General features: G+C 60.5%; 27 protein-coding genes. 10 read left to right on the top strand and 17 right to left on the bottom strand.

Features of this window, described 5'->3' with window-relative positions:
* Positions 1-5: 5 nt before the first annotated feature.
* The 4 genes from paaK to paaZ are packed head-to-tail and all read left to right on the top strand — an operon-like array spanning position 6 to position 5269.
* On the top strand, positions 6-1334 hold the full coding sequence (gene paaK / locus HDE75_RS09190) for a phenylacetate--CoA ligase PaaK (RefSeq protein ID WP_183674698.1): 1329 nt from the start codon (positions 6-8) through the stop codon (positions 1332-1334).
* A gap of 20 nt (positions 1335-1354) precedes the next feature.
* Positions 1355-2560, top strand: a complete 1206-nt coding sequence (gene pcaF / locus HDE75_RS09185; protein ID WP_183674701.1) for a 3-oxoadipyl-CoA thiolase — start codon at positions 1355-1357, stop codon at positions 2558-2560.
* A gap of 22 nt (positions 2561-2582) precedes the next feature.
* Positions 2583-3197, top strand: a complete 615-nt coding sequence (gene paaY / locus HDE75_RS09180) for a phenylacetic acid degradation protein PaaY (RefSeq protein ID WP_183674703.1) — start codon at positions 2583-2585, stop codon at positions 3195-3197.
* 20 nt (positions 3198-3217) lie between these two features.
* Positions 3218-5269: a phenylacetic acid degradation bifunctional protein PaaZ gene (gene paaZ, locus HDE75_RS09175; protein ID WP_183674706.1), complete on the top strand. Its 2052-nt coding sequence runs from the start codon at positions 3218-3220 to the stop codon at positions 5267-5269.
* Here paaZ and HDE75_RS09170 read toward each other — a convergent pair whose 3' ends face one another.
* Positions 5270-6493, bottom strand: a complete 1224-nt coding sequence (locus HDE75_RS09170) for a M24 family metallopeptidase (protein WP_183674710.1) — start codon at positions 6491-6493, stop codon at positions 5270-5272.
* 41 nt (positions 6494-6534) lie between these two features.
* On the opposite strand from HDE75_RS09170, the gene HDE75_RS09165 reads away from it, so the two are divergent.
* Complete coding sequence (locus HDE75_RS09165) at positions 6535-6696, top strand: hypothetical protein (RefSeq protein WP_183674713.1); 162 nt, start codon at positions 6535-6537, stop codon at positions 6694-6696.
* 31 nt (positions 6697-6727) lie between these two features.
* Here HDE75_RS09165 and HDE75_RS09160 read toward each other — a convergent pair whose 3' ends face one another.
* From HDE75_RS09160 to HDE75_RS09100, 13 genes are all read right to left on the bottom strand, one after another.
* On the bottom strand, positions 6728-7093 hold the full coding sequence (locus tag HDE75_RS09160) for a hypothetical protein (protein ID WP_183674715.1): 366 nt from the start codon (positions 7091-7093) through the stop codon (positions 6728-6730).
* 19 nt (positions 7094-7112) lie between these two features.
* A complete protein-coding gene (locus HDE75_RS09155) occupies positions 7113-7613 on the bottom strand; it encodes a DUF6232 family protein (RefSeq protein WP_183674718.1) in 501 nt (166 codons plus the stop codon).
* A gap of 217 nt (positions 7614-7830) precedes the next feature.
* Positions 7831-8379: a type II secretion system protein gene (locus HDE75_RS09150; RefSeq protein WP_260173846.1), complete on the bottom strand. Its 549-nt coding sequence runs from the start codon at positions 8377-8379 to the stop codon at positions 7831-7833.
* Entirely contained in the window at positions 8366-8755 is a 390-nt protein-coding gene (locus HDE75_RS09145) for a type IV pilin protein (protein ID WP_260173845.1), read from the bottom strand. Before HDE75_RS09145 ends, HDE75_RS09150 begins: the two co-directional genes overlap by 14 nt.
* A gap of 5 nt (positions 8756-8760) precedes the next feature.
* Positions 8761-9231: a type II secretion system protein gene (locus HDE75_RS09140; RefSeq protein WP_300751194.1), complete on the bottom strand. Its 471-nt coding sequence runs from the start codon at positions 9229-9231 to the stop codon at positions 8761-8763.
* Positions 9228-11120 (bottom strand): general secretion pathway protein GspD, encoded by a 1893-nt coding sequence (locus HDE75_RS09135; protein WP_260173844.1) that lies wholly within the window; start codon positions 11118-11120, stop codon positions 9228-9230. The genes HDE75_RS09140 and HDE75_RS09135 overlap by 4 nt, the downstream gene beginning before the upstream one ends.
* Positions 11117-11656 (bottom strand): hypothetical protein, encoded by a 540-nt coding sequence (locus tag HDE75_RS09130; protein WP_183674725.1) that lies wholly within the window; start codon positions 11654-11656, stop codon positions 11117-11119. The genes HDE75_RS09135 and HDE75_RS09130 overlap by 4 nt, the downstream gene beginning before the upstream one ends.
* The gene (gene pilO / locus HDE75_RS09125) at positions 11653-12282 is read right to left on the bottom strand and encodes a type 4a pilus biogenesis protein PilO (RefSeq protein ID WP_183674728.1); all 630 of its coding nucleotides are present in this window, start codon (positions 12280-12282) and stop codon (positions 11653-11655) included. Before pilO ends, HDE75_RS09130 begins: the two co-directional genes overlap by 4 nt.
* A complete protein-coding gene (locus HDE75_RS09120; RefSeq protein WP_183674731.1) occupies positions 12270-12812 on the bottom strand; it encodes a hypothetical protein in 543 nt (180 codons plus the stop codon). Before HDE75_RS09120 ends, pilO begins: the two co-directional genes overlap by 13 nt.
* Positions 12803-13585 (bottom strand): hypothetical protein, encoded by a 783-nt coding sequence (locus HDE75_RS09115; RefSeq protein ID WP_183674733.1) that lies wholly within the window; start codon positions 13583-13585, stop codon positions 12803-12805. The genes HDE75_RS09120 and HDE75_RS09115 overlap by 10 nt, the downstream gene beginning before the upstream one ends.
* Positions 13572-15269: a GspE/PulE family protein gene (locus HDE75_RS09110; protein ID WP_183674736.1), complete on the bottom strand. Its 1698-nt coding sequence runs from the start codon at positions 15267-15269 to the stop codon at positions 13572-13574. The genes HDE75_RS09115 and HDE75_RS09110 overlap by 14 nt, the downstream gene beginning before the upstream one ends.
* Positions 15270-15291: 22 nt before the next feature.
* Complete coding sequence (locus HDE75_RS09105) at positions 15292-16485, bottom strand: type II secretion system F family protein (RefSeq protein ID WP_183674740.1); 1194 nt, start codon at positions 16483-16485, stop codon at positions 15292-15294.
* Between the two features lie 271 nt (positions 16486-16756).
* Complete coding sequence (locus HDE75_RS09100; protein ID WP_183674742.1) at positions 16757-18541, bottom strand: M4 family metallopeptidase; 1785 nt, start codon at positions 18539-18541, stop codon at positions 16757-16759.
* A 681-nt stretch (positions 18542-19222) separates the two neighbouring features.
* Here HDE75_RS09100 and HDE75_RS09095 point away from each other — a divergent pair.
* On the top strand, positions 19223-19858 hold the full coding sequence (locus HDE75_RS09095; RefSeq protein WP_311735087.1) for a hypothetical protein: 636 nt from the start codon (positions 19223-19225) through the stop codon (positions 19856-19858).
* 58 nt (positions 19859-19916) lie between these two features.
* On the opposite strand, the gene argH is transcribed toward HDE75_RS09095, so the two are convergent.
* Positions 19917-21314: an argininosuccinate lyase gene (gene argH / locus HDE75_RS09090; protein ID WP_183674748.1), complete on the bottom strand. Its 1398-nt coding sequence runs from the start codon at positions 21312-21314 to the stop codon at positions 19917-19919.
* 282 nt (positions 21315-21596) lie between these two features.
* Here argH and HDE75_RS09085 point away from each other — a divergent pair, with 282 nt between their 5' ends.
* The 3 genes from HDE75_RS09085 (at position 21597) to HDE75_RS09075 (ending at position 22644) form a co-directional block, all read left to right on the top strand.
* On the top strand, positions 21597-21800 hold the full coding sequence (locus tag HDE75_RS09085) for a hypothetical protein (protein WP_183674751.1): 204 nt from the start codon (positions 21597-21599) through the stop codon (positions 21798-21800).
* A 48-nt stretch (positions 21801-21848) separates the two neighbouring features.
* Entirely contained in the window at positions 21849-22052 is a 204-nt protein-coding gene (locus tag HDE75_RS09080; protein ID WP_183674754.1) for a hypothetical protein, read from the top strand.
* A gap of 160 nt (positions 22053-22212) precedes the next feature.
* A complete protein-coding gene (locus tag HDE75_RS09075) occupies positions 22213-22644 on the top strand; it encodes a GNAT family N-acetyltransferase (protein WP_183674757.1) in 432 nt (143 codons plus the stop codon).
* 56 nt (positions 22645-22700) lie between these two features.
* Here HDE75_RS09075 and HDE75_RS09070 read toward each other — a convergent pair whose 3' ends face one another.
* Entirely contained in the window at positions 22701-24089 is a 1389-nt protein-coding gene (locus HDE75_RS09070) for a YfcC family protein (protein WP_183674760.1), read from the bottom strand.
* Between the two features lie 29 nt (positions 24090-24118).
* Positions 24119-25255, bottom strand: a complete 1137-nt coding sequence (locus HDE75_RS09065; RefSeq protein WP_183674763.1) for a succinylglutamate desuccinylase/aspartoacylase family protein — start codon at positions 25253-25255, stop codon at positions 24119-24121.
* A 201-nt stretch (positions 25256-25456) separates the two neighbouring features.
* Between HDE75_RS09065 and HDE75_RS09060 the strand changes: the two genes are divergently transcribed.
* On the top strand, positions 25457-26458 hold the full coding sequence (locus HDE75_RS09060) for a MurR/RpiR family transcriptional regulator (protein ID WP_183674766.1): 1002 nt from the start codon (positions 25457-25459) through the stop codon (positions 26456-26458).
* Positions 26459-26512: the final 54 nt, after the last annotated feature.

The raw sequence follows: 26512 nt of genomic DNA, 5'->3' as shown, positions 1-26512 counted from the left end.
CAAGCATGGTCCAACGTAATCCAGAGCCGAATGAACTGGAGGCGATCGAACGCGCCAGCAAGGATGAATTGCAGGCGCTGCAGCTCGAACGCATGCAATGGTCGCTCAAACACGCTTACGATAATGTGCCCCATTACCGCGCCGCCTTCGATGCGGCGGGCGTGCATCCGGACGACTTGAAATCGCTGGCCGACCTGGCCAAATTTCCATTCACCGATAAAAAGGTCTTGCGCGACAATTACCCGTTTGGCCTGTTTGCCGTGCCGCGCGAACAAGTGGTGCGCATCCATGCATCGAGCGGTACCACGGGCAAGGCCACGGTGGTCGGTTACACACAAAACGATATCGACACCTGGGCCAATGTGGTGGCGCGCTCGATCCGCGCCGGTGGTGGCCGCGCGGGCGACATGGTGCATATCTCCTACGGCTATGGCTTGTTTACGGGTGGTTTGGGCGCGCACTATGGCGCCGAGCGCCTGGGTTGCACGGTGATCCCCATGTCCGGCGGGCAGACGGAAAAACAGGTGCAGCTGATCCAGGATTTCAAGCCATCCATCATCATGGTCACGCCTTCGTACATGCTCAACATCATCGAGGAATTCACGCGCCAGGGCCTGGACCCGGCAGAATCGTCGCTGAAAGTGGGCATCTTTGGCGCCGAACCGTGGACCGACGCCATGCGCGCCGAAATCGAGGCACGGGCCGGTATCGACGCCGTCGATATCTATGGCTTGTCGGAAGTGATGGGCCCAGGTGTAGCGTCCGAATGCATCGAGAGCAAGGATGGACCGGTGATTTGGGAAGACCATTTCTACCCCGAGATCATCGACCCGGATACGGGCGAGGTGCTGCCAGACGGCGAAGAAGGCGAACTGGTGTTTACCTCGCTGTCGAAAGAGGCGTTGCCCATCATCCGCTACCGCACGCGCGATTTGACGCGCTTGCTGCCGCCCACCTCGCGCTCGATGCGCCGCATCGGCAAGATCACGGGCCGCTCGGACGACATGCTGATTATCCGTGGCGTGAATGTCTTTCCCACGCAGATAGAAGAACTGATCCTGAAAATGCCGAAGCTGGCGCCGCAATACCAGCTCATCGTTACGCGCGACGGCCACCTGGACAAGCTGGAAGTGATCGCCGAACTGCGCCTCGACCTGACGGCAAGCCTGTCAGCCAGCGAGACGGATGGCCTGGCGCGTGAACTGGAACACCGCATCAAGACGCATGTGGGCGTGAGCACGCGCGTGCGCCTGGTGGCCGCTTCCGGCATCGAACGCACCCTGACGGGCAAGGCCAAGCGCGTGATCGACCAGCGTCCGAAGAATTTTTCTTAAACGATTTTGCAGGATAGACCATGAACGAAGCTTTTATCTGTGACGCCGTGCGTACGCCATTTGGCCGCTATGGCGGCGCCTTGTCCGGCGTGCGCGCCGACGACCTGGGTGCGCTGCCGATCGCCGCGCTGATCGCGCGCAATCCCTCCGTCGACTGGGCCGCCATCGATGATGTGTATTACGGTTGCGCCAACCAGGCGGGCGAAGACAACCGCAACGTGGGCCGCATGGCCGCGCTGCTGGCGGGTCTGCCTGTCGACGTCCCAGCCAACACCATCAACCGCCTGTGCGGTTCCAGCCTGGATGCGGTCGGTCTGGCTGCCCGCTCCATCAAGGCTGGTGAAGCGCATCTGATCATCGCCGGCGGAGTGGAAAGCATGACGCGCGCGCCTTTCGTGATGGGCAAGGCTGACAGCGCATTTTCGCGCGCGGCAAAGATCGAAGACACCACCCTGGGCTGGCGCTTCGTGAACGGCAAGATGAAGGCGCAGTACGGCATCGACACCATGCCGGAGACGGCGGAAAACGTGGCTGCGGAATTTGGCATCAGCCGCGCCGACCAGGATGCCCTGGCCTTGCGCAGCCAGCAGCGCTGGGCGGCTGCCCACGCGGCCGGCGTGTTCGAGCGCGAAATCGCGCCGGTCGCCGTGCCGCAAAAGAAGGGCGATCCAAAGATGGTGACGACGGATGAGCACCCGCGCCCCGACACCTCGCTGGAGATGCTGGCGAAGCTCAAAGGGGTAGTAAAAGCGGACGGAACCGTCACGGCAGGCAATGCCTCTGGCCTTAATGACGGCGCCTGCGCCATTTTGCTGGCGTCCGCCGCCGCGGTGGACAAGTATAAATTGAAGGCGCGCGCCAAGGTGCTGGGTATGGCCACTGCCGGCCTGGCGCCGCGCATCATGGGTTTTGGCCCGTCGCCAGCCACGCGCAAGGTGCTGGCGCAAACGGGACTCACCATCGAACAGATGGATGTGATCGAACTCAATGAAGCATTCGCCGCACAGGCGCTGGCCGTCACGCGCGACCTGGGCCTGGCTGACGATGCCGCCCACGTGAATCCGAATGGCGGCGCGATTGCCATCGGCCATCCGCTGGGCGCATCCGGTGCGCGCCTGGTGGTCGCCGCCCTGAACCAGCTCGAACGCACTGGCGGGCGCTATGCGCTGTGCACCATGTGCATCGGCGTGGGACAGGGCATCGCGGTGGTGATTGAACGCGTATAAAAAGTCGCAACAGGAGAACAGCATGGTCAAAGTCTATGAAATCAATGGCGTCACTCCCGTCGTCCATCCATCAGCCTATGTGCATCCGACGGCTGTCCTGATCGGCGACGTGATCGTCGGTCCGCGCTGCTATATCGGCCCCTTGGCGTCGATCCGCGGCGACTTCGGCCGGCTGATCCTGGAAGAGGGCGCCAATTTGCAGGATACCTGCGTCATGCATGGCTTTCCCGGCTGCGACACTGTAGTGGAAACCGATGGCCATATCGGCCATGGCGCCGTGCTGCACGGCTGCCGCATCGGCCGCAATGCGCTGGTCGGCATGAACGCCGTGGTGATGGACAACGCCATCATCGGCGAGGAATCGATCGTTGCTGCCATGAGCTTCGTGAAGGCTGGCATGATCGTCGCGCCGCGCAGCATGGTGGTGGGCACGCCGGCCAAGGTGATGCGATCCTTGACCGACGATGAAATCCAATGGAAAAGCTCGGGCACCCGCCAGTACCACGAACTGGCCGTGCGCTCCATGCACACGATGCGTGAGGTGGAGGCCCTGACGGAAGTCGAGGTCAATCGCCAGCGCCTCAATTTCGAATCGGCGCTGCCGCTGCATCTGCATAAAAACGCTGGCGCGCAGTAACCAATACAGGAGTAATACACATGGCTCAAATATCCACCCTGCAAAGCTTGATCGCCGGCCGCTGGCTGGGCGCAAGCGCCGCCGTGCCACTGCACAGCGCCCTGAACAACCGCGTGATTTATCATACGCATGCGGAAAAAATCGATTTCGACGAAGCCGTGACCTATGCGCGCAAGACGGGCGTGCCAGGTTTGATGGCCCTCGACTTCCAGCAGCGCGCCGCGCGCCTGAAGGCGCTGGCCCTGTACCTGGTCGAACGCAAGGAAGAACTGTATGTGATCTCGCACCTGTCGGGCGCCACGCGCGCCGATAGCTGGGTCGATATCGAGGGCGGCACGGGCACTTTGTTCGCCTACGCCAGCATGGGTAGCAACGAACTGCCATCGTCGAACGTGCTGCACGAAGGCCCGGCCATCGCGCTTGGTAAGAAGGGCGGTTTTGCCGGCACCCACATTCTGGTGCCGCGCGGCGGCCTGGCCGTGCATATCAACGCCTTCAACTTCCCTATCTGGGGCTTGCTGGAAAAATTCGCGCCCAGCTTCCTGGCCGCCATGCCCTGCATCGCCAAGCCGGCCACGGCTACCAGCTATCTGACGCAAGCTGTCGTGCGCATGATGCATGAATCGGGCTTGCTGCCCGAAGGCAGCTTGCAGCTGGTGATAGGCTCTACGGGCGATTTGCTGGACCGCCTGAACGGCCAGGATTTTGTCACTTTCACGGGATCGGCCGCCACGGCCGCCAAGCTGCGCACCAACCCGAATCTGATCGCCCAGTCCGTGCCATTCAATGGCGAGGCGGACTCGCTGAACTGCGCCATCCTGGCGCCGGACGTGACGCCAGACGACGTGGAATTCGACCTCTTCGTCAAGGAAGTCGTGCGCGAAATGACGGGCAAGTCGGGCCAGAAGTGCACGGCTATCCGCCGCATCATCGTGCCCGATCATTTGCTTGACGCGGTCGGCACGCGCTTGCGCGAGCGTCTGGCCAAGGTAGTGGTGGGCGACCCGTCGATCGAAGGCGTGCGCATGGGTGCGCTGGCGTCGAAAGAGCAGCAAAGCGATGTGGCTGAAAGAGTCGCCATGCTCTCGCAGGGCAATGAGGTGGTGTTCGGTGCGGCCGACGGTTTCAATCCGCTCGGCGATGGCGCGCAAGAGGGCAGCTTCTTTGCACCGACTTTGCTGATGTGCCGTGATGCCCACAGCAACGATGTGGTGCATGACGTTGAAGCGTTCGGCCCCGTCAGCACTATGATGGGTTATGGCGATTTCGATGAAGCGCTGGCCCTGGCCGCGCGCGGCAAGGGGAGCCTGGTCAGCACCCTGGTCACGCGTGATCCGAAAATCGCCGCGCGCGCCGTGCCGGTGGTCGCCGCCACGCATGGCCGCGTGCATGTGCTCGAACGCGTAGCGTCCGTCGATTCTACCGGCCATGGCTCGCCCTTGCCGCAATTGAAACACGGCGGCCCTGGCCGCGCGGGCGGCGGTGAAGAACTGGGCGGCGTGCGCGCCGTGCGCCATTATCTGCAGCGGGCAGCGGTGCAGGGTTCACCGACCATGCTGGCCGCAATCACGGGCGAATATGTGCGTGGCGCGGAAGTCAATGAAAGCCCGATCCACCCCTTCCGCAAACATTTCGAAGACTTGAAGACGGGCGACTCGCTGCTGACGCACCGCCGCACCGTCAGCGAAGCGGACATCGTCGCCTTCGGCGGCATCTCGGGCGATTTCTTTTATATGCATTTCGATGAAATCGCCGCGAAAGAGTCGCAGTTCGGCAAGCGTATCGCCCACGGCTACTTCGTGCTATCGGCCGCGGCCGGCCTGTTCGTCTCGCCGGGCGTGGGGCCCGTGCTGGCCAATTATGGCCTCGATAACCTGCGCTTTGTCGCCCCGGTTGCCATCGGCGACACCATCCGCGCGCGCCTCACCTGCAAGCGCAAGGTCGACCGCAACCGCAAGGACGTCTTCGGTGTCGGCCAGGGCGTGGTTGCATGGGATGTGCAGGTGACCAACCAGAATGATGAACTGGTGGCCAGCTACGACATCTTGACGCTGGTATCAAAACACCAGTAACTATTTATTCAAGCCGAACGGATCGTCGATGCTGTGCGCTGGCTGGGTAAACCAGCGGGGACCATTTTCCGTCATATAAAAATGGTCTTCGTGGCGGATGCCGAATTCGCCGGGGATGCAGATCATCGGTTCGTTCGAGAAGCACATGCCCACGTCCAGCGGCGTTGTGTCGCTGCCGACCAGGTACGGCCATTCGTGGATGTCCAGGCCGATGCCGTGGCCCGTGCGGTGCGGCAGGCCAGGCAGTTTGTAGCCTGGACCAAAACCATCGGACGCCAAAGAGGTGCGGGCGGCGTGGTCCACGTCACCGCAGGGTACGCCCAGCTGGGCGGCGGCAAACGCTGCTGCCTGCGCTTTCTTTTCACTGTTCCACACGCTGCGCTGGCGCTCGCTGATGGCGCCGTACACATAGGTGCGCGTGATGTCGGAAATGTAGTTCATCACCTGGCAGCCCGTATCGATCAGCACCATGTCGCCCGGTTTCAGGGTATGCACGTAGTTCACGCCATGCGGGTATGCGGTCGCTTCGCCGAATAGCACGATGCAGAAATACGAGCGGGGTGCGCCCACCTTGCGATGCGCGCGGCCGATGAATTCTTCCACTTCGGTCGTTGTGATGCCTTCATACAGCATGCTGGCCGTGGCCACGTGCACGGCCAGTGTCATGTTCATCACGCGCTGCATCAGGGCGATTTCCGCCGGCGACTTGCGGCTGCGGCAGTACGCCGTCACCTTACGTGCGTTTTCCAGCGCATAGCCGGTTGCCAGCGGCTTGATGCCATCGTAGATGAAGAAGGCGGCGCTTTCGCAGATACCCACGCGCGGCGGATGGGCGGCATCCTGCTGTATCCCCATGCGGGCCAGCACATCGACAAATAACTGGTACGGGCTTTCATGCTCTTCCCAGCAATTGACTTTGCCTTCGACCAGCATGAAGCCTTGCAGAGTGCTTTCCTCAAAGGCGGGAGCGATATATTCGAGCGGGCCGCTGGCCGGCAGGATGGCGCCCACCATGCGTTCGCTGGCATACCATTTGGTGCCCGTGAAGTAGGTGAGGTTGGCGCCCGCGTTCAGGTAGATGGCGGCGATGCCCTGCTCGCGCATATACGACTGTGCTTTATTGATGCGTTGTCCGTGTTCGTCCTTGCCGATGGGGACCATGCCAGCCGTCATGTCCGACAGCGACGCCAATGCCTGTTCGATGGAAGTGCCACCTATGTTCATGCCTGCTCCTTTATGCCTGATGCGCTATGCGAAAGGAGGGCATGATATCAGTTTGGCGTTTTCGGCTGGAGTCCGGGCGCGCCGCCGGCGGCGTCAGGCTGGGCCAGCACCAGGTCGTGCGGATAGAAGAATTGCCAGTCTGCGTAGCGCTGCTTGTGGCGCAGACTGGCGTTTTTATCGCACTGGCGTTGAAGTGCGAATAAAGCTACAACTGGGGCTGTCCTCTTTGTTTTCTCAAGTCCAGCCGTAGTAGCGTTGAATGGCAGAAGCCAGGATACTGCCGGCTATGCCAATTTCGACTTGCCATATTGTGTTGATAGCCTTGCCGAACATGTTTTGCATCCACTGGGTCACTTTCGGACCATTCTTCTTTTGCAGGAGTTCTGGCGCACCCTTATCCTGTTCTATGGCGTCGCGCAGGGCTGCGATATCCGGTTCTGTCACACCATGTCGTGCCAGTTCCTGCGACAAAGCTTCGAAAGAATTGATGGAGTTATTTTTTTGAAAATTCTGATTGCCGTTATTGACGCTGGCGGACTGATGACCTACGGCGAATGTGCCTTGCAAAGTACTACCGGAGATATTGATGTCGCTAGGCATGATGTATCCTTATTGCAATTTATTGATAATGTGCGGTAGTTGAACTTTTATCGCCGATTGCAAAAGCACCTTCTAATGTACTGTTTGAAATGTTGATGGTGGCACTGCTTTGGTTTTTGGTGTCGATTTTTTTGCGTAAAAAATCACGTATGTTCTTAAGGAATTGCCTATTCTTCGAGATGATTACGGTGGATCTGCCATCACAGGTGCCTAGTGAAAGATAAATCTCGATTTTTTGGGAAAGACTCCATAGTGTCAATCCAATCCCTGCAGCTAGTACGAGCAAGCCAAACAGGAATGAAGAGAAAAGTGCAAAAAAACCAATTATTGAAATTGCAATTCCGATTACGGTCAATGTATGATTCTTTTTTCCATCGATCATCCTGATCGTTCCGATGTTCTCCAGCGCTATGATATCGCCAGCGATTTCAATGGTGCGTTCATAGACTTCTGCCACTCCGCTGTCAACTCTTCTGGATGCATCGTTTTCGGAAATCCCTAGGAAGTTTGAAATATTCATAGTTTTTATTAAATAATTAATTTTTGATAAGTTTAGATTAATATTTTTTCTGATTTGTATATTTTACCGGTTAATTATTTTGATGTGTGAGGATTGTGAATATAATTAATTTTGATTGCTGATGTATGATTTTTATTGGTAAGCTGAAAGATTCATTGTTGGACGCATCCGTGGATGTATTTCCAAAAATATTTTTAAGTTGCTGATTTTTAATGATTTATTTCATTCCTAAGGAAAGCCCGGATTTTTTTTCGCCATCCTTCTGTGCGATGAATAAATTGGCCGGGTAGGTAAATACCCAGTCGGCGTAATGCGCTTTCATTCGCAGGCCGGCGTCTTCATCGAGAAAGTTATCCTGCTTGATCGGCAGTTGCGGCGACAGGGAATGGATGCCGACGATACGTCCTTGCTGCAGCAGCAAGCCCCATTCCGCCTTTCCCGTGACGGGATCTGCATACAGGCGGCGCAGATGGCGTTTGGCGTTGGCAGAGCGTGGATCTTGCAGCAATTCCTGCAAGGTCAATGGATAGCGTGGACGGCCATCGTTCGGCGTGCTTGCATAATAACGTTCCAGCGCATTGCGGAATTCGTGGCCGATGAACAGCAGTTCGCGTTCCTTTTCACGCCGCGCGGCCGTGGCATACAGATCGCTGGCCAGCACCAGGCCCACGCCCATGAAGGCCACCAGCAGCAGGGTCCAGATATAGGCGAAGCCCTGTGCATGCCGCCGGCGCACGAGTTGGCGCGCAATGCTAGAGCTGTTCAAACGGGATGCCTTCGCGTGTCTTGCCCTTGGCGCCGCTGCGCACGTCGGCCACGCCGCTGATGTCGCCATTCGGCGAGGTCACCAGCTGCCAGGTGGTGGCGGACTCCGTGACCGGATCGAGCGGTACGCTGCGAAAATAATGGTGGGTCACCAGGTCGGCCAGCGCAGCAGGATACTCTCCCTTGTCGGCATAGTATTTATCGAGGCCGCTCCTGAGTACCTGCAGGTTTTCCTTCAATGCGACTTCCTTTGATTTTTCCACCGAGCCGAAATAGCGGGGGATGGCGATCGTCAGCAGCAGCGAAATGATCGCCAGCACCACCAGCAGTTCAACCAGGGTAAAGCCGCCATGGCGGCGTGAAAAGGAGGGGGGCATGGAAGTCACCATTGATTGAGCGGCACGCCGTTCAGGCCCACCCTGGTGGAGCGTGAAGCGACATCGAACACGTCTTCGCCTTCGCTGGGATTGTCGGGTGGCGAGGCATAGGCGCGGCGGCTCCAGCTGTCAGCCGCATTACCGTTTTCTTTGGCTTGAAACGGGTCGCGTGGCAGACGGCGCAAAAAGTAGATGTTTTGCTTGGCGGCGCTGCGCTGGTCGGGCACCCCCTCGACCAGTTCTTCCAGTTTTTTCGGATAACCGGAACCACCCAGCGACAGCTTGATGCGGCCATTGTCCGAAGCCCGCTTGTAGGCGTCGATCGCCTCGCGTATCTCGATCAGGGCCGTGCGCAGTTCATGTTCCTTGGCCCTTTGCAGCGCCACCTGCGCCATCGGGACGGCGACCGTGGCCAGGGTCGCCATGATCGCCAGGGTGATCATCAGTTCAATAAAAGTAAAGCCCCGCTGTTTCACTGTCCCCCCTTGACGCTGGCTGCCGGCGTGACGGTCTGGATTGCTGCTGGCGTGTCGTCGCCGCCCGTCATTGGCGAGGCAGCGCGCGCTGGGGTCTCCGTCACGGAGGCGGCGTCAGTCCCACCGCCAACGCTGGCACGGCCACCTACGGACGTCTCCGTGCCCGAATTGAATTCGGCCGTCGTCAGGTCCGGGCGGCGTATGCTGCGCAGCAGGCGCGGCGTGATCGACAGTACGATTTCGCTGCGCATGGCGTCATCTTTCTGGCTGCCGAACAGGCGGTTCAGCACAGGCAGTTCGCCCACGCCGGGCACCTTGTTGGCGGTGCCCCGGTCTTCATCACTGATCAGGCCCGCCAGCACCTGCGTTTCGCCATCGCGCAGGCGCAGCACGGTGGAGGCGCTGCGCGTGCCGATCTGGTAAGCCTGCGTGCCTGTCTTGCTGATCACTTCCTTGACCACGTTCGATACTTCCAGATTGACCTTGATGGCCACTTCATCGTCCAGGTAGACATTCGGTTCCACGTCGAGTTTTAAACCCACATCGAGGTAATTGACGCTGTCCGAACTGACGCCATTGTTGGTGGTGACAGTGATCACGGGCACCCTGTCGCCGATCAGGATCTTGGCTTTTTCCTTGTTGCGCACGCGGATGCGCGGATTGGCCAGGATATTGCTGTCGCTATCGGTCTTGTTGGCATTGAGTGTCACACCGCCGACGCCCAGGTTGATATTGTCGCCATTGATATGGCGCAGATCGGAGACTTTGAGGCCACCCAATCCATTGCCGATGCCTGCCAGGGTCAGGTTGGCCTGGTCCGGCCAGCGTACGCCCAGCTCCATCAGGCGCGTGCGTTTCACTTCCAGCACCTCCACTTCCAGCATCACTTCCGGGTCTGCCAGGTCTTGCACGTTGATGATGCGTTCGGCCATGCGCACCATTTCCGGCGTATCGCGCAGCATGATGATGCCCAGGCGTTCGTCGGTGATCACATCCTTGGCCTTGAGCAGGGTCTTGATGGAAAACGCCACCGTCTTGACGTCGGCATTGGTGAGGAAAAAAGTACGCACCACCAGTTGCTGGTAATCCTTCACTTTTTGCGGTGTATTGGGATAGATGGTGATCGACTTGTCGCTGGTGACGCTTTGCTCCAGCTGGTTTGCGCCCAGCAGCATGGCGATGGCTTCCTCGATGCTGGTATCGCGTACGGAAATGGTGGCGCGCAGGCCGGGATCGACCTCCTTGTCGAAGACGAAGTTCAGGCCTGACACCTTGCTGATGAAATCGAACACGGAGCGCAGGGGCGCATCGCGAAACTCGAGCGTGACCGGTTTGCGGTAGGCGGCCGCAAGCTTGCCGCCGGCTGGCCGGTTCCTGGCCTGCTCGTCGCTGATGCGGTTTTGCAGGCTCAAGGCGTCGCGCTGGGTAGGGCGTTCCTGCAGCACCTGGCGCAAGGCTTCCTGCGCCTGCGCGATATTTGCTTCGCCGCCCCGCTTGTAGCTGGTTTCCGCATCGCGCACGAGCTTGCGGTGGCGTTCATCCTGCGCCACGCTATCCAGCCCCCGTTGCGCCACGTCGTTGCTGGCGTCGATGGCCAGCGCCTGCCGGTACAGTGCCTGCGCTTCCGGCAGCAAGCCTTGCTGGCGCAGCGCGTCGGCGCGGCCATTCAGATTATTCAGTGCGCGCATCTTGCCGTTGGTAGCGGCGATGCGGTATTTGGCGTTGGTGGGTTCGGCTTGCGCGGCCTGCTCCAGCAGGGCCAGCCCTTGTTCCGTGTGGCCCGCCCCCAGCATGGCCTGGCCTTGATCATAGGCCGAGTTGCTGGCGCAGGCGGCCAGCAAGGATAACAAAGGCAGCAGGGTGATCATGCCGGGTGTGCGTCGTTTCAATTGTGGTCCCCTACGGCGAGTGTCTGTTTCTGGTTAAGCGGCAGATAGGTAAATTGCAGTGCGCCCTGCACCACGCCGTCGAAGCGGTAGCGTTCTTCCAGCAGGTCGCCAGGCCGCGCCACCACATTGCGCTCGCCCGCCTGCAGGAAGTAGGCAGCCTTGCCTTCATCGACAAAGCGTCCGAGGAACTGGAAGGGCAAGGGCGGCGGCGCGTTTGTATCGGCAACTGCTGGTGCGGCTGCCTGGGCCGCCTGCTGGCCGGGCATGATTTTTTGCGGTGTTCCTGTCTGCCAGCTTTGCCTGGCAAACAGGGTGGCTGCGTCCTCGTCGTCATCGAGATTGCGGCGCGGATGAATGGCGAGCGCGGGATTGACCGCCGGTACAGCTGCCGCAGCCAGTAGGACCGGCGCAGGCGCCCGCTCCACCTGGCGCGTGTTGGCGGTGGCGGCACCCACGATGCTGCCTTCGTCCTCGGGAGCGAAGATGGCGGCCAGCAGTGTCGCCAGGGCAGCTGTACCGAGCACGATTTTTTTCATGTCCGGACCTCCGGCTTTTTCACCAGCAGGATGAACTGTATGCGCGCATCGATCTCGCCCGCCTCGATCTGTTCGCGCTTGAACAGCACGGAATCGAGGGTCAGGGTGGGCAGGGCCTGCAGGGCATCGACGATGAACGCTTGCAGTTGTGCGTATTCCGCTTTCACGGGCAGGGAAATCTGGTAGCGGAAAAAGGCAGTGTTGCCGTCTTCCTGTGGTTTGTAGTCAGCCTTGGCCAGGATGACGCCGCTCTTCTGTGCCACTTCCAGCAATTGCTGCAACTGTTCGGGGATGGTGTCGTGCGCGGGCAGGTAGGCGTGGAAGGCGGCCAGGCTGTCGGCGTCGGCATCGAGCCGGATAGCCGCTTGCGGCAGCGCCGCCTGTTTTGCGGCCGCCGCCAGTTGCGCCGTCAACTGCTGCTGGCGTGCCGCCAGTTCGCCAGCTTGCTGCATGGCGAATGCCGCCAGCGCCATGCAGGCGATGCCGATGGCGCCGGGCCAGCCCAGCTTGCGCCAAGCTCGGGCCGCTTCCCAGGCCAGGCGCGGCGGCACGCGCAACTGTATGCGCAACTGCGGCCGGCGTGATGCCGGTGCGCTGGCCTTGAGCACGGGTTTTACTGCCGCCATTGCGCCTCCAGCTGAAAACGGTACGGATGCTCCGGTGCATTCGCGTTCATTTCGTGTTTAAGCAGGTACACGGAACTGAACATGGGCTGCTGGTTCAGAAAGGCCAGGTAATTGAGCATGTCTTGCGGCGTTTCCGCTTCGGCAGCGATCTTCAGCACACTGGCGCCATCCTGCCTCTGCTGCGCATTCAGGTCCAGGCCCAGCAAGGCGACGCGCACGTCGCGCGGCGCCTGCACTGTCTTGATCAGGCGCGTGACGGGCAGGTTGAGCTGGCGCACGGCGGCTGCCACCTGTTTCAATTCGATGTCGCGTTCACGCTGCTGGGCGGCCGACAGCGGCGCGCGCACAGGCCGTGCCGGCTGCAGCTGGACCAGCTGCGTTTCCAGCCGCCGCGTTTCCTGGAACTGTACCAGCCAGCCCAGGGCAGCCGGCAGCAGGATGGCGATGCCAGCCAGGCACAGGACCAAACGCCAGCCCTTGTATGTCTGCGCCGCGCCGGGCGGCAGGAATTCGAGCCGGCTCAAGCCCATGCTGCCTCCCGCATCAGGTGCGCGGCCCCGGCCACGGCGATGGGCTGGAAGCGTGCCGATATGCCGTCTTGCGGCATGCCGCTCAAGTCGATCAGCGTGACCTGTTCGATCGCATCGAGCTGCGGTGCGCGCAAGCTCCAGCGCCGCCAGGCCCGTTCCAGCTCATCGCCCCACGCGCTCGCACAGGGCTGGCTGTGGATAGCGGCGATGCGCCCTTTGCCACTGGTTGCCAGCAGCAGCCGTCCCGCTTCCACCAGGGCGAAGGCGGCCGGTTTGCCAGCGGCGATGCTGCGCCAGGCGGGACCGATGATGGGTTCGATCGAGATGCAGCGCCGGCCGTGTGCGGCGGCGGCATCCTGCACGCCTTGCAGCAGCGCCGTGTCGATGCCGCAGGCCAGGCGCGGCTGGCCGTAAGGCGCGTCGTCTGCAGTCATGGACCAGGCGCGCGCGCTGTCGCCGTAGACGGCGCCGAACTGGCTATGTAAAAAACGCTGTGCGCTGGCCTGGCCTAGCAGGGCGCCACTCCATGGCACTACCTGCATGGCGCACCAGCGGCTGGCCAGGCTGACGGCCAGCGGCAGTTTTTTTGCGGCGTCGCTGTTTTGTTCCAGCCAGTGGCGCAGGCTCGCCAGAGCCACTTCCCAGCTGGTGTCGGGGTTGGCGATGGGTAGCTGGAAGGCGCTGTCGGCCAGCGGGCGTCCGGCGCGCCGCATCACGCCGCGCAGTTCCTGCGGCGCCAGGTGCAGGCACAGCGTATGGTCAATAAGTGACACGGTTAAGCTCCGTCAAGGTGGTTTCGCCGCGCCGCACCAGGTCCAGGCCCGCTTCGCGTGCCAGCCGGAAACCGTTGCGTGCCGCTTCTTCCTTCATCTGGCTCAAGGGCGCGCGCGTGCAAATCATTTCGCGCATGGCGTCGCTGAGTATCAGTACTTCGGCGACCGCCTTGCGGCCCTTGTAGCCGGTGCCGCGGCAATGGCCGCAACCCTTGCCGGCCATGAAATGCCAGTCCTGCACCTGGTGCGCGGCCAGGCCGCTGTCGCGCAGCTGCTGCGCATCGGCCAGCACTTCGGTGCTGTTCTCGATGGCGCAATGGACGCAGTTAAGGCGCAGCAGGCGTTGTGCCACGATACCGTTCAGGGCCGCTGCAAAGCTGTAGGCGTCCACCCCCATGTGCAGGAAGCGGCCCACTACGTCGAATACGTTGTTCGCATGCACGGTGGTAAACACCAGGTGGCCCGTCAGTGCCGCCTGCACGGCGATCTGCGCCGTTTCGTCGTCGCGGATCTCGCCGATCATGATCTTGTCGGGGTCGTGGCGCAGGATGGAGCGCAGGCCCCGCGCAAACGTCAATCCCTTCTTTTCATTGACGGGGATTTGCAGCACGCGCGGCAGGCGGTACTCGACGGGGTCTTCGATGGTGACGATCTTGTCGCGTCCCGTATTGATTTCCGTGATGGCCGCGTACAGGGTGGTGGTCTTGCCGGAACCCGTGGGCCCTGTCACCAGCAGCATGCCGTGCGGCTTGGCGGCCAGGCGGCGTATCTGTTCGATGGCGTCTTCGTTCAGGCCCAGGCTTTCCAGGCGCAGCGCCTGCGCCGCTTCTGTGAGAGCACGGCGGTCCAGCAGGCGCAGCACGGCGTCTTCGCCAAAGATATTGGGCATGATGGAGACGCGAAAATCGATCTCCGCGCCCTTTACGCGCACCTTGAAGCGGCCATCTTGCGGAATGCGCCGCTCGGCGATGTCCAGGTCGGCCATCACCTTGATGCGAGAGATGATCTGCTCGGCCATCGCCAGTCCCTGCACCTGGCCTGCCTGTACCAGCACGCCATCGACCCGGTATTTGATGACCAGGCTGGCCACGTCGCATTCGAGGTGGATGTCGCTGGCCTGGAATTTCAGCGCGTCGTAGATGGTTGAATTGACCAGTTTCACGACCGGGCTGCTGTCTTCGCTGATGCGTATCAGCGAGATATCCTCGATGCTCTGGTCCAGCCCTGGCACATCATCTCCATGCTGCATTTCCTGCATCGCCTGCTGCACGCTTTCCTGCTGCTGCAAATAGGCCGCCAGGTCGTCCGGGTGCGCCAGGGCGACTGTAAACGGTGTACGCAGGGCGAAATCGGCCCATTGCAGCAGATCGTCCGCAAACGGATTGCCGATGACGAGCACGGGCGGCGCGCCGATGGCTGGTGCCTGCATCAGCACGCAGTCGCGCTGGGCGCAATCGGTATAGGGCAGCAGGACAAAGGCGGGCTGGCCCGCTTGCAGTTCGGCCATCGTCCAGGCGGGATAGCGGAACAGGGTGGCCAGCTGGTGCAAAAAGACTTCGGGCGGCAGGCTGCTTGTCTCCTGCAGCACGGCCATTTGCGGCCGGCCCTGGGCCAGCGCGCTGGCGTGCGCCTGGCGCAGCATGGCCGCGTCGAGCACTGGCCGTTCAGGTTCGCGCGCATTCATGGTGAGACTTTCACATTAGTTTTCACGACAGGCTCCCGGCCAGTTCAAAGATCGGCATATACATCAGCACGACCACGCCGCCGATTACCACGCCGATGATGGTCATCAACAGCGGTTCGAGCAGGCGCGAGGCCCAGTCCACCCAGCGGGCGAATTCCTCGTCATGGAATTTCGCCGAGCGTTCCAGCATGTCGCCCAGGCGGCCCGTGTTTTCGCCCACTTTCAGTAGCGACTGCGCCACCGGCGTGGCCATGTTGGCCTGCTCCAGCGCGCTGGAAAACGGCATGCCTTCCTGGACCGCGCGGCGCGCCTGTGCCAGTTGTTCCTGCTGCACCGGCAGCAGCATGGGGGCTACCATGGCCAGCGCCTTGTGCAGCGGAATACCGGCGTGCAGCAGCAGGCTCAAGGCGCGGTAGAAGCGCGCCAGGCGGAATTCCGCCGCCTTTTCTGCCAGCACGGGCAGGCGCAGCAGCCACAGCACCAGCGCCATGCGCATGGCGCGGTTGGTCAGGCCGAACACCACGGCGGCGACAGCGGCAGCCAAGGCGCCCGCGCACAGCAGCGGATGGGCGGCCAGGGTCTGGCCAAAACCCAGCAGCATTTGCGACATCCAGGGAATTTCGCGGCCCGAGCTTTCATAGACGACGCTGAATTTCGGCACCACATAGCCGAGCAGGAACAGGGTCACCAGGCCGCCCACGACCAGCAGCATGCAGGGATAAATGGCGGCCGAAATCAGCTTTTTGCGGATGGCGTCGAACTGCAGCTGGTAAGAAACGAAGCGGGCCAGCGCTTCGGGCAGGTTGCCCGAGCGTTCGGCCGCATGCACGGTGGCGATGTAAATGTCGGGGAAGATGTCGGGGAAATCGCTCAGGGTATCGGAAAAGCTCTGGCCTTGCTGCAGGGTCAGGACGATGGCTGCCAGGGTGGCCCTGGCGCTGCTGCGCGTTTCCTTGTTGTGCAAGGTGGCCATGGCTTCGCCCAGGTTCAGGCCTGCCTCCAGCAGGGCCAATAGCTCCTGGCTGAATTGCAGCAGGTTCAAGCCTTGCTTGCCTGACCGCGCCGGAGCGCCCGCATCGTGCGCCAGGTTGTCGTCCACAGCCAGCACGCGCCAGCCGCCACGCACGGCCGCGCGGATCGCTTCGGCTTCGCTGGCGGCGTCGATGGCCAGCGCCTGGCTGCCGGCCGGGCCCTGTACCTGAAGGTGGAACTGCATGGCCGGCTCAGACGTGCATGGCGGTGATCACGAAATTCGATAGTCTGGAATGGGGAAAAGCGTGTGCGGTCAAGGTCGAAATAGGCATCGGTGAGAACAATCCAAAAAAGTTCGATTCGTCGCGGGTACCGGCAGCAGGCAAAATTTCATGCGCTGCCCTAGAGTAGACTGCAATTGCAAGAAAATCAATCCGTTCGTGCGTTCGTTCATGCGGGTAGCCGGTCAGCGTCAACCGGCTACCCGCACAGGGTACTGCCTACTGCACCGTCATTTATTGTTCAGCGACGTCTGCGCCCACGTTAATCGCTGCATACGCGCGCTTGACAGCTGTCGCTTCCTTGCTGCCCACGCCATACAGTTCTTCCGCCGCCGCCAGGACCTTGTTGCGTGCATCGGCGTAGTTCGTGGTCGAGGTGAACTTGGTGGTGGCTGCCTTGAACCAGATGCGATAAGCCTTGTCGCTGCCGATACCGGTCATGGCCAGCGGGCTCTTGGTCAGGTAAGAGCTGTAGTAGTCGCCAGCAGTCGATTTCGAGCCTTGCGACAGGAAGTAGAACATGCGGTTATTCGGGCCGCTGCTGTAATGGACATCGAGATTTTTCAGCGTGGTGCTCCACGCGTCCGGGCTGCGGCTGTCCTTGCTGGGTTTGTACATCCAACGCAGCGGCTGGCCATTCTTGGCGATCTCCTTGCCCATCACCCAATCGTTGCCGGTGTTGGGGATGACGCTGCCGGTGCCGCCTGCGCGTGCATAGGCTTCGACCATTTCGCCGGCGATGTCCGAGTTCGATTCGTTCAAGCCGCCCGATTCCTGCGAGTAGACCAGGCGGGAAGTGGCGTCCGTGATGCCGTGGCCCATTTCATGGCCGATCACGTCGATCGAGCCGAGGTTGTTGAACGAACTGCCGCCGTCACCGATATACATGCACTTGCAGCTGCTGTCGTAATAGGCGTTGTCGTAGGCCGTGTTGACGTGGGCGGCAATATAGGTGGCCGTGTTATTGCCATCCAGGCTGGACCAGCCCAGCACATTCTTGTGCGTGTCATAGGTATTCATCAGGCCCCACATGGCGTTGACGGCCGCCGTCTGGCCATTGGCGTTGGTGGTGCTGCCGCCGCTGATGTATTGCTGGCCGTCGCCCCAGGTATTGCTGGCGTTGGTGTACACGTTGCCTGCGGTGGTGCCATGGTTGGCATTCGTGATGGCCATCGCGCCGAATTTGCCGCCCGTGCCGCGCGACGAATCCTTCAGCGTGTAGGTGCTGCCGCTGAGCGTGGTGTTGATCGGCACCTGGCCGTTGTACTGGCTATTGCCGATGCCGACCACGGTTTTCAGGGCTTTCCACTGGCGCAGGATGCTGCCATCCTTGGCGCTGACGACGGTGTCGTAGTAGATCGGCTTGTTCTCGCTGATCATGCGGGTTTCTACCAGGTAGGCCAGTTCATAGTGATCGACGACGTCCTGGACGTCGAGCGCGTTCAGGGAAGCTTCCGGCTTGTTTTCGGCGCCGGCTACACGCACCGTCTTGATGACCGGGTAGATCAGCAGTTGCGCATGTGGTGGCACATGATCGATGGCTTGCACGCCGGTGCTTTTCACGGCGATGGAAATCGCCGCCGCAGCGCTGATGGCTGGCGTGGTGTTGATATCGGTGGTCGCGCTGCGGGTGACGGAGTTGACGCTGCCGCTACCGAGGCCGGACGCGCGGTCCGACACGGATTCGCTGACGATGTCGCCGGCAGCGTTGCTGACGACAACCGTTTCCGAACCGAACACTGGCAAGCCCTTGTAGGTGTGCTGCACGCGGCTGATGCGCGTGCCGCTGACGCCGGGATGCTGGGCGCCGATGACAAAGCCATGCTCTGTGTTCAAGCCCTGGTTGCGCGCTTGCGTTGTCAGTTTGTTGACCAGGCTGGTGTTTTCCTGTGGTGAAACCAGGGTGACGGGCGCAGCCATCAGAGGTTGTGGCAAGGGCGTGGCGGCACCGGCCGAGGTGATAGCCATCAGCGGCAGGGCGGCGATGGATGCGGCAACTATTGTCAAACGTAAATTCATTTCTGCTCCATGGTATCGGTTAGAAAATGGTCTATGAGCTGGCCGCAATTTTTTGATGGCCACCCCCGGAGTATTTGGCGGCGTGCGGATGGCACTCCACCGTAATGATGCCGGGTAGCGCACACTAAACTTGTCAAGATGGCTATGTCAAAATTTTCAAGAAATAGGTCATGGAGTAGACTTATGTTAAGAATTGAACATTGTTCTGTGATGAATAGATAGAAGTTTGATCTGCCGCAAACAACACATTTGTTTTGGATTAGTTGCAACACTAGCAAATTGTTTTCGTAAAACACTATTGCCTTTTTTAAATGTTGCGATCTACACTAGTTACTCGTGTTACTTGCTTGTGAGTAACATACAATATAAAAAAAGCGTATGCGGCAATGACCGCATCCGTCAGCGCATCGGGAAAATTCGGGAGTTTTACATGACATCAGTTTTGTCTTTTGCTATTGATTTCAGCCATTTCCCCTCTGGAGCGGCATTAATGCTGCATCCTCCTTCGTAGCCGCCACCGTCCAGCTTTTCCCCGCAAGGGGGGATTTTCAATATGTGCGGCCATGCCTGCAGGCGTGGCCGTTGGCGTAGTGCGTCTTTTTTTTCGGGAAGGGATGTCGTTTTCTGGCGCGTGCGCCGATGATAGCGGCCCCATCAACTATGCTTTCGATAGCGACTAAAGTGGAACAAATCGTGATGGAGTCGGCGTTTCTCAGCGAGGGGCTGGGACGCGGATTGCTCAATCTGTCAGAGTTGGCGCGCCAGTTGCAGCCGCAGCTGCAGGCCGACTTATGGAAACCGGTAGGCCAGGCTGCGGTGGTGATGGCGCTGCGCCGTCTGGCCGAGCGGCTGCCTCAGCAAAAAAATGGCGAGATCGTGCTGGCGCACCGCGCGGGTGAACTCAGCACGCGCAGTGAATTGATGATCTTTACCTACCGTTATTCGGACCAGACGTATGCTTGCCAACGCCAGTTGCTGGCGCTGGCCGCACCGCAACGGGGTACGTTCATTACCGTGACGCGCGGCGTCAACGAGGTGATGGTGATTTGCAGCCGGACCTTGCATGCGCTGGTGGAGGAAGTATTTGGCGGTGAGCAGGAACTGGCGCGTCTTGAGCGGGTGACGGCAGTGACGCTGCATCTGACGCCAGATACCTGTTATACGCCAGGTGTGTATCACGCCATCTTGCGGCGCCTGGCCTGGGACCGTATTAACCTGATCAACATCATTTGTACTTACACGGAGCTGACCTTGCTGCTGGAAGCATCGCAGACGGGGGCTGCTTTTTCTGTGCTGTCAAAAATCGTCGCGCAGTAACAATGAAAAACGCCCCGCCACATGGCTGCGGCGGGGCGTTTGCGCGGGTGGACTTCGCTTACTTTTCGAGCTGCGTACGCACGCGGGCAATCGCTGCGCGTACCTGGCGTGGCGCGGTGCCGCCCACGTGGTCGCGTGCGGCCACGGAGCCTTCCAGGGTCAGCACCTCGAACACGTCTGCCTCCGTCAGTGGCGAGAAGGCGCGCAACTGTTCCAGCGACAGGTCGGCCAGGTCGCAACCGGCATCGACGCAGGCGCGCACTGCCAGGGCCACCGCTTCGTGGGCGTCGCGGAACGGCAAGCCTTTCTTGACCAGGTAGTCGGCCAGGTCGGTCGCCGTGGCGTAACCTTGCAGGGCCGCCGCGCGCATCGCTTCCGGCTTGACGGTGATACCGCCCGCCATGTCGGCGAAGATGCGCAGGGTGTCGATGACGGTATCGACGGTGTCGAACAGCGGTTCCTTGTCTTCCTGGTTGTCCTTGTTGTAGGCCAGCGGCTGGCCTTTCATCAGGGTCAGCAGACCGGTCAGGTGACCGTAGACGCGGCCGGTCTTGCCGCGCGCCAGTTCCGGCACGTCCGGGTTTTTCTTTTGCGGCATGATCGACGAGCCGGTGCAGAAGCGGTCGGCGATATCGATAAAGCCGATGCGCGGGCTCATCCAGATCACCAGTTCTTCAGCCATGCGCGACACGTGCATCATCAGCACGGCCGATGCGGCACAAAACTCGATGGCGAAATCGCGGTCGGATACAGCGTCCAGCGAGTTATGGCAGACGTCGTCGAAGCCCAGCGTCTTGGCCACGCGCAGGCGGTCGATCGGGAAGGTGGTGCCGGCCAGTGCAGCGGCGCCCAGCGGCAGGCGGTTGACGCGCTTGCGGGTGTCCGCCATGCGCTCGGCATCGCGGCCGAACATTTCTACATACGCCAGCATGTGGTGGCCGAAGGTGATCGGCTGCGCCACCTGCATGTGGGTGAAGCCCGGCATGATGGTGTCGGCGTGCTGTTCCGCCAGATCCGTCAGTGCGCCGCGCAGTGTGCCCAGCAGGGCAGTGATGTCGTCGATGGCCGAACGCACGTACAGGCGGATGTCGGTGGCGACCTGGTCGTTGCGCGAACGGCCGGTGTGCAGGCGCTTGCCGGCGTCGCCTACCAGTTCGGTCAGGCGTTTTTCAATATTCAGGTGGACATCTTCCAGGTCCAGCAGCCATTCGAACTGGCCGCTGGCGATTTCCTGTGAAATTTGCGCCATGCCGCGCTTGATTTCAGCGTAGTCGGCGGCACTGATGATGGCTTGCGCATGCAGCATTTCCGCATGGGCCAGCGAACCTTCGATATCGAACAGCGCCAGGCGCTTGTCAAAAAATACAGATGCGGTGTAACGCTTGACGAGGTCCGAGACCGGTTCGGAAAACCGGGCCGACCAGGCTTCGCCCTTTTTGGAGAATTGATCAGTCATGAGAAAGAGGTCCTTTAGTGTAGGGCGATTATAAACAAGGTTGGCTTGCGGTAGGGCTTTTAGGGGCTTTCCGGGGCGATGAAGGGGGTGGAACGGGGCTGGCAGGCGACAAACCGGGGCCGCGCGGGTGGTGTGCGCATTCCATCCTGCCTTTTTGTATTCTGTCCCGCAAATTGTGCGTTTGGTCGCAATCCGGTGGTGAGGATGGGGGCTTGGGTCTACAGTTCAATCATCGCAGGACAACAAGACAATCACTTAAACAGGCACTTAAAGGAAAACATCATGAACATCGCTAAAAACATGGAAGCCATCTTCGTCGCCATTATCGCCATCGCCGGCGCCACCACCCTGGCTACCGCCGCCGTACCGAAGTTCCACGCCGCGCCAGCCGCCGCTACCGTTGTCGCCAGCCTTGATAACGTCACCATGCACACCGTGCATGTCAGCGCCAAGCGTTTGAGCCCAGCAGAAAAAGCAGCTCTGTAAAGTTCCATCATTGCAGCACAACCACGCAACCATTTAAAGGAACACATCATGAACATCGCTAAAAACATGGAAGCCATCTTCGTCGCCATCATCGCCATCGCCGGCGCGACCACCCTGGCTACCGCTGCCGTACCGAAGTTCCACGCTGCCCCAGCTAGCGCTACCCTCGTCGCCAGTGCCGATAACGTTACCACGCACGTCGTGTACGTCAGCGCAAAACGCTTGAGCCCAGCAGAAAAAGCAGCCCTGTAATTGATGATGGCAATCGCAGCAGAAGCAAACGCAGTACGCAGCAGTACCACACTCTCACAGGTAGTCAGGACGGGCGGCGCCCCCGGTTCTTTCCAGCCCTGGTGACAGCACAGCCAGAATAGCCGATGATCGTGTTTTCAACGACAGGCGGACCGGCATCATGTCTCATATGACTATCAGCAGCGACAAGGCGGAACTCGACGTTCCCGCAATCCACCATTTTCTCAGCACGCAATCGACATGGGCTATCGGCATTCCGCTGGCAACCGTGCAGCGCGCGATCGACAACTCCCTTTGCTTTGGCGCCTATATCGACGGCGACCAGGTGGCGTTCGCCCGCGTGGTCAGCGACTACGCCACGTTTGCCTACCTGGTTGATGTATATGTGCTGGAAGAGCACCGTGGAAATGGCTACAGCAAGCGGCTGATGGACGCCGTCATGGCGCATCCCGACTTGCAGGGCCTGCGCCGTTTCATGCTGGCCACCAGCACGGCGCATGGCTTGTATGCGCAGTATGGATTTACGCCACCGCTACGGCCGGCATCGCTGATGGAGCGCTATGTGCCTGACCTTTATCAGGCCATGGTTTAGTTTAGCTGTAGTACGTAAAAAAACCATGGGGACACTGCGCCGCCATGGTTTATTGTCTATTGCCAGTGCATCAAGCAGGGTGGTATCAGCAGCAGCAATGCCAGCACCAGATAAATCAGCTGCAGCGGGATCATCCACTTGGCCCAGGTGATCCAGGGCACGCGCGCCAGTGCCAGTACGCCGACGGTGATGCCCGACGTGGGGATCATCGGCGTAGTAAATTCGCCGAACTGGAAAGCCAGGATGGCGGTCTGGCGCGTCACGCCCACCAGGTCTGCCAGCGGCGCCATGATGGGCATGGTCAGTGCGGCCTGGCCGCTGCCAGAGTGGATGAAGAAGTTGATCACCGACTGCATGAAAAACATTTTTTGCGCGGCGAAAACCGGGCTGGATGAAGCGACCAGCGGCGTCAGGGCATGCAGCATGGTGTCGATGATTTGCGCGTCGCGCGCCAGTATCATGGTGCCGCGCGCCAGGGCGATCACCAGCGCCACACTCACCATGTCGCGCGCGCCCTGCACGAAGGCGGCCACCAGACTATCCATGTCGAGCCGGCCGACCAGGCCGACGACGATGGCCATCACCAGGAACAGGGCGGCGATTTCATCAATGAACCAGTCGTACTTGACCACGCCGACCACCATCGTCAGCAAGGTGGCCAGGAAGATCCACAGCACGGCGCTGTGCGTGCGCGTCATGCCGGCAAAGCTGTCCAGGTCCATCGAATGCTCGCGGCGTTTTTCGATGTCTAGCAGGTAGGTAGGGCTTTTTTCAGGATGGCGCTTGATGCGCGCCGCGTACCACATCAGGAACACGATGCTGACCGCTGTGGCGATGGCCCACACGATCAAACGATAGCCTATGCCCGAAAAAATGGGAATGCCGGCGATGCCTTGCGCGATGCCCACGTTGAACGGATTCAGGAAGGCGGCCGAAAACCCCACTTGCGAGCCGATGAACGGTATCGACACGCCGGTGATGGTGTCGTAGCCCAGGGCCAGCGCCAGCGGCACGAAGATCAGGATGAAGGGAATCGCTTCCTCGTTCATGCCGAAGGTGGCGCCGCCCAGCGAAAACATGGTGAAGAAGACGGGGATGATGGCGGCGCGCACGAAGCGCGAACTGGTGTGGGCCTTGGCGATGGCCTTGATCAGCGAGTCGAAGGCTTCCGTTTTTTGCAGCACGGCGAAGGCGCCGCCGACGATCAATATGAAACCGATGATCAGGCTGGCGTCGACAAAGCCCTTGATCGGCGCCATCATCAGTGCCGCCAATCCTTGTGGCTGGTTGGTGACGTAATGGAAGGTGCCGGGAATGATCAGGTGCTTGCCGTTGACCAGCTGTGTATCGAATTTCCCGCCTGGCACCAGCCAGGTCGCCAGCGCGATCATGGCCAGGATGCCGCATAGCAGGACGAAGGTATTGGGCAGCTTGAATTTTTTCATGTCGTCGATCGGGTAGTTTTCTTGTATTTTTATTGGCTGAGCAGGCTGCCGCCGCGGTAGGCGATGGCGCCCGCGACTTTGCCCACATTCATGCCGCGCAAGACGTGGCGGTGGGCGCTGCGCGCGAAGAATACACCAGCGACCGTGCAGCGCAAAGTCGTCGTCGCGCCGCTGACCGGGTCGATCAGGTCGGCCAATGCATCGCCGGCTGCCAGCACATCGCCCATTTCGCGCAGATACACCAGCACGCCCGCATGCGGCGCCAATATCGGTTCCACGCCGGCCAGCGGCGTCGGTACACATAAGGGCGCCGGCAGCGCCTCGTTCGCGCCGTCGAGTTCCAGCACGCCTTCGATGGCCAGGAAGCGCAGCAGCGCCTGCGCATCGCGTTCGGCCAGCGCATAGCTCACTTCCACTTCGCCGCGCAGTTCCACCGTCGTCGACAGACAGGCCATCGGGATCGGGTAGCTGCCGCCAAAGTGCGCATCGAGATCCCACCACAGGCGGCTGCACGCTTCATCGAACGGTTCTTCGCCGGCCGCCAGTTCCAGCAGCACGGCGCGCGCGCCCAGCAGCGCCGACAGGGGGGCGATGCGCTCGGCCAGCGGCGTGCCCGTATAAATATGCAGGGCCGCTTCATTATCGCAATGCAGGTCAAGCACGATGTCGGCGTCGATGGCCATCGCCAGCAAGGTCTTTTTCAGGGTTTCCGCATCGGTGCGTGGCTGCCAGGCGTCGATGGCCTCGCGTGCATGGTTGCGTATCAGGGCCACGTTGGTTTGCGCATCCTGCCCCAGCTTGCCTGCCAGCGTGGTTTTCAGTTCATCGGCCACGTGGCGGTAGGCGCGGTTGAAGTTGATGCCGGTCGACAGATCAAAGCGGCCGAACGGCGCGCCGTGGATGGCTTGCGACAGGCCGATGGGATTGGCTGCCGGTACCAGGATCACTTCGCCGTACAGCTTGCCCTCCGCTTCCAGTGCCAGCAGTTCACGGCGCAGGCATTGCGACACCAGCATGCCTGGTACTTCGTCTGCATGCAGGGCCGCCTGGATATACACCTTCTTGCCGCTGCGGCTGCCGGCGGCAGGCACACCGAAGTGAAAGCTGCTCAATTGATAGGCAACGCTGGCGTGTTCGGTGGAGATCGGATGCTGGTGTGCTTGCATGGTCTGGTGCCCAGGAATGGTGCATGGTTGGTGGATTTCGGTCGATTATGTAGCATTATTTTCACTAAGTAAATCAATGAAAATCCTTTTACAAATAGTTGTTGAGTTTTCTTTTTGATATGCGTAGAGTGGATTCCGACGCATGTTTTTTGCATATCGACCCACTGCCAGCAAGACAAAATAAAAAGAGCCCGCCGTGTCATGAAGCCACCTGAACATTCTGTCAGCCCTGCCGCGCCGATGTCCGCTCCCGATGCCGCGTTTGCGCAATCGGCGCTGGGACAGATGCTGATGCACGTGCTGGGAACTGGCTCGGCGTCGCAGCGGCAGATCGCCGACCATTTGCTGCGTAACCCGATGCGCGTGACGGCGCTGGGCATCGAGGAACTGGCTGAAAGCTGCCAGGTCTCGACCGCCACCATCAGCCGCTTTGCGCGCGACATCGGCCAGAAAAATTACTCGGCCATGCGCGGCGCCATGGCGGAAACCCTGCAAGCTTTGTTGCAGCCTGTCGACAAGCTGCGCCACACCATAGAACGTCGCGCCCGCGCCACATCGCCCGTCACCGAAAGCCTGGAATACGCGGCCGCGAATATCGCCGCCACAGCTGGCGCCCTGTCGCTGCCCGACATGCAGGCCGTGGTGCGCCGGCTCACGCGCGCCAAGGTTGTCTATGTGATGGGCTTTGGCCTGTCGGCCAACCTGGCCGGCATGCTGGTGCAGCATCTGCAGCCGTTTTGCCCACACGTGGTGGAAGTGGTGGGCATAGGCGGCTCGGAAGTGGCGGCCGGCCACCTGGTCAACCTCACGGCGCACGATGTGCTGCTGGTGATCTCGTTTCCCCGCTATACGCTCGATTGCATCGGCCTGGCCAGCTTCGCGCGCGACCGTGGCGCCCGTATCGTGGCGCTGACCGATTCCCCCGCCTCGCCGCTGGCTGAACTGGCCGACCACACCCTGTATGCGCAAAGCACGCATCCGGTCTTGCCCAGCAGCGCCAGTACGGCGCTGGCCATGATAGAAGCGCTGGCCGTGGCGCTGATGGTCTCCAACAAGGATAACGTTGAAAAAGCTGCGCGTTTGAGCGATGTCATCGCCGCCTATCTGTATGGCGGCGAGCATGGCGTGCAGGGCCCCCGAAAAACAGCAGTGAGGCAGCACAAAGCAGTGAAAAAAAGCAGTCCACATAAAAATCAGGGTTAAACATCATCCGGGAGAGTTTGAATGCAACAAGAAAAACAAGAAGGCAGGCTATCC

This window comes from Janthinobacterium silvisoli (assembly GCF_014200725.1).
In the GTDB taxonomy this organism is placed as follows: Bacteria; Pseudomonadota; Gammaproteobacteria; order Burkholderiales; family Burkholderiaceae_D; genus Janthinobacterium.
Note: the sequence above shows the minus strand (reverse complement) of the source record. Positions and strands in the feature narration are given on the sequence as shown.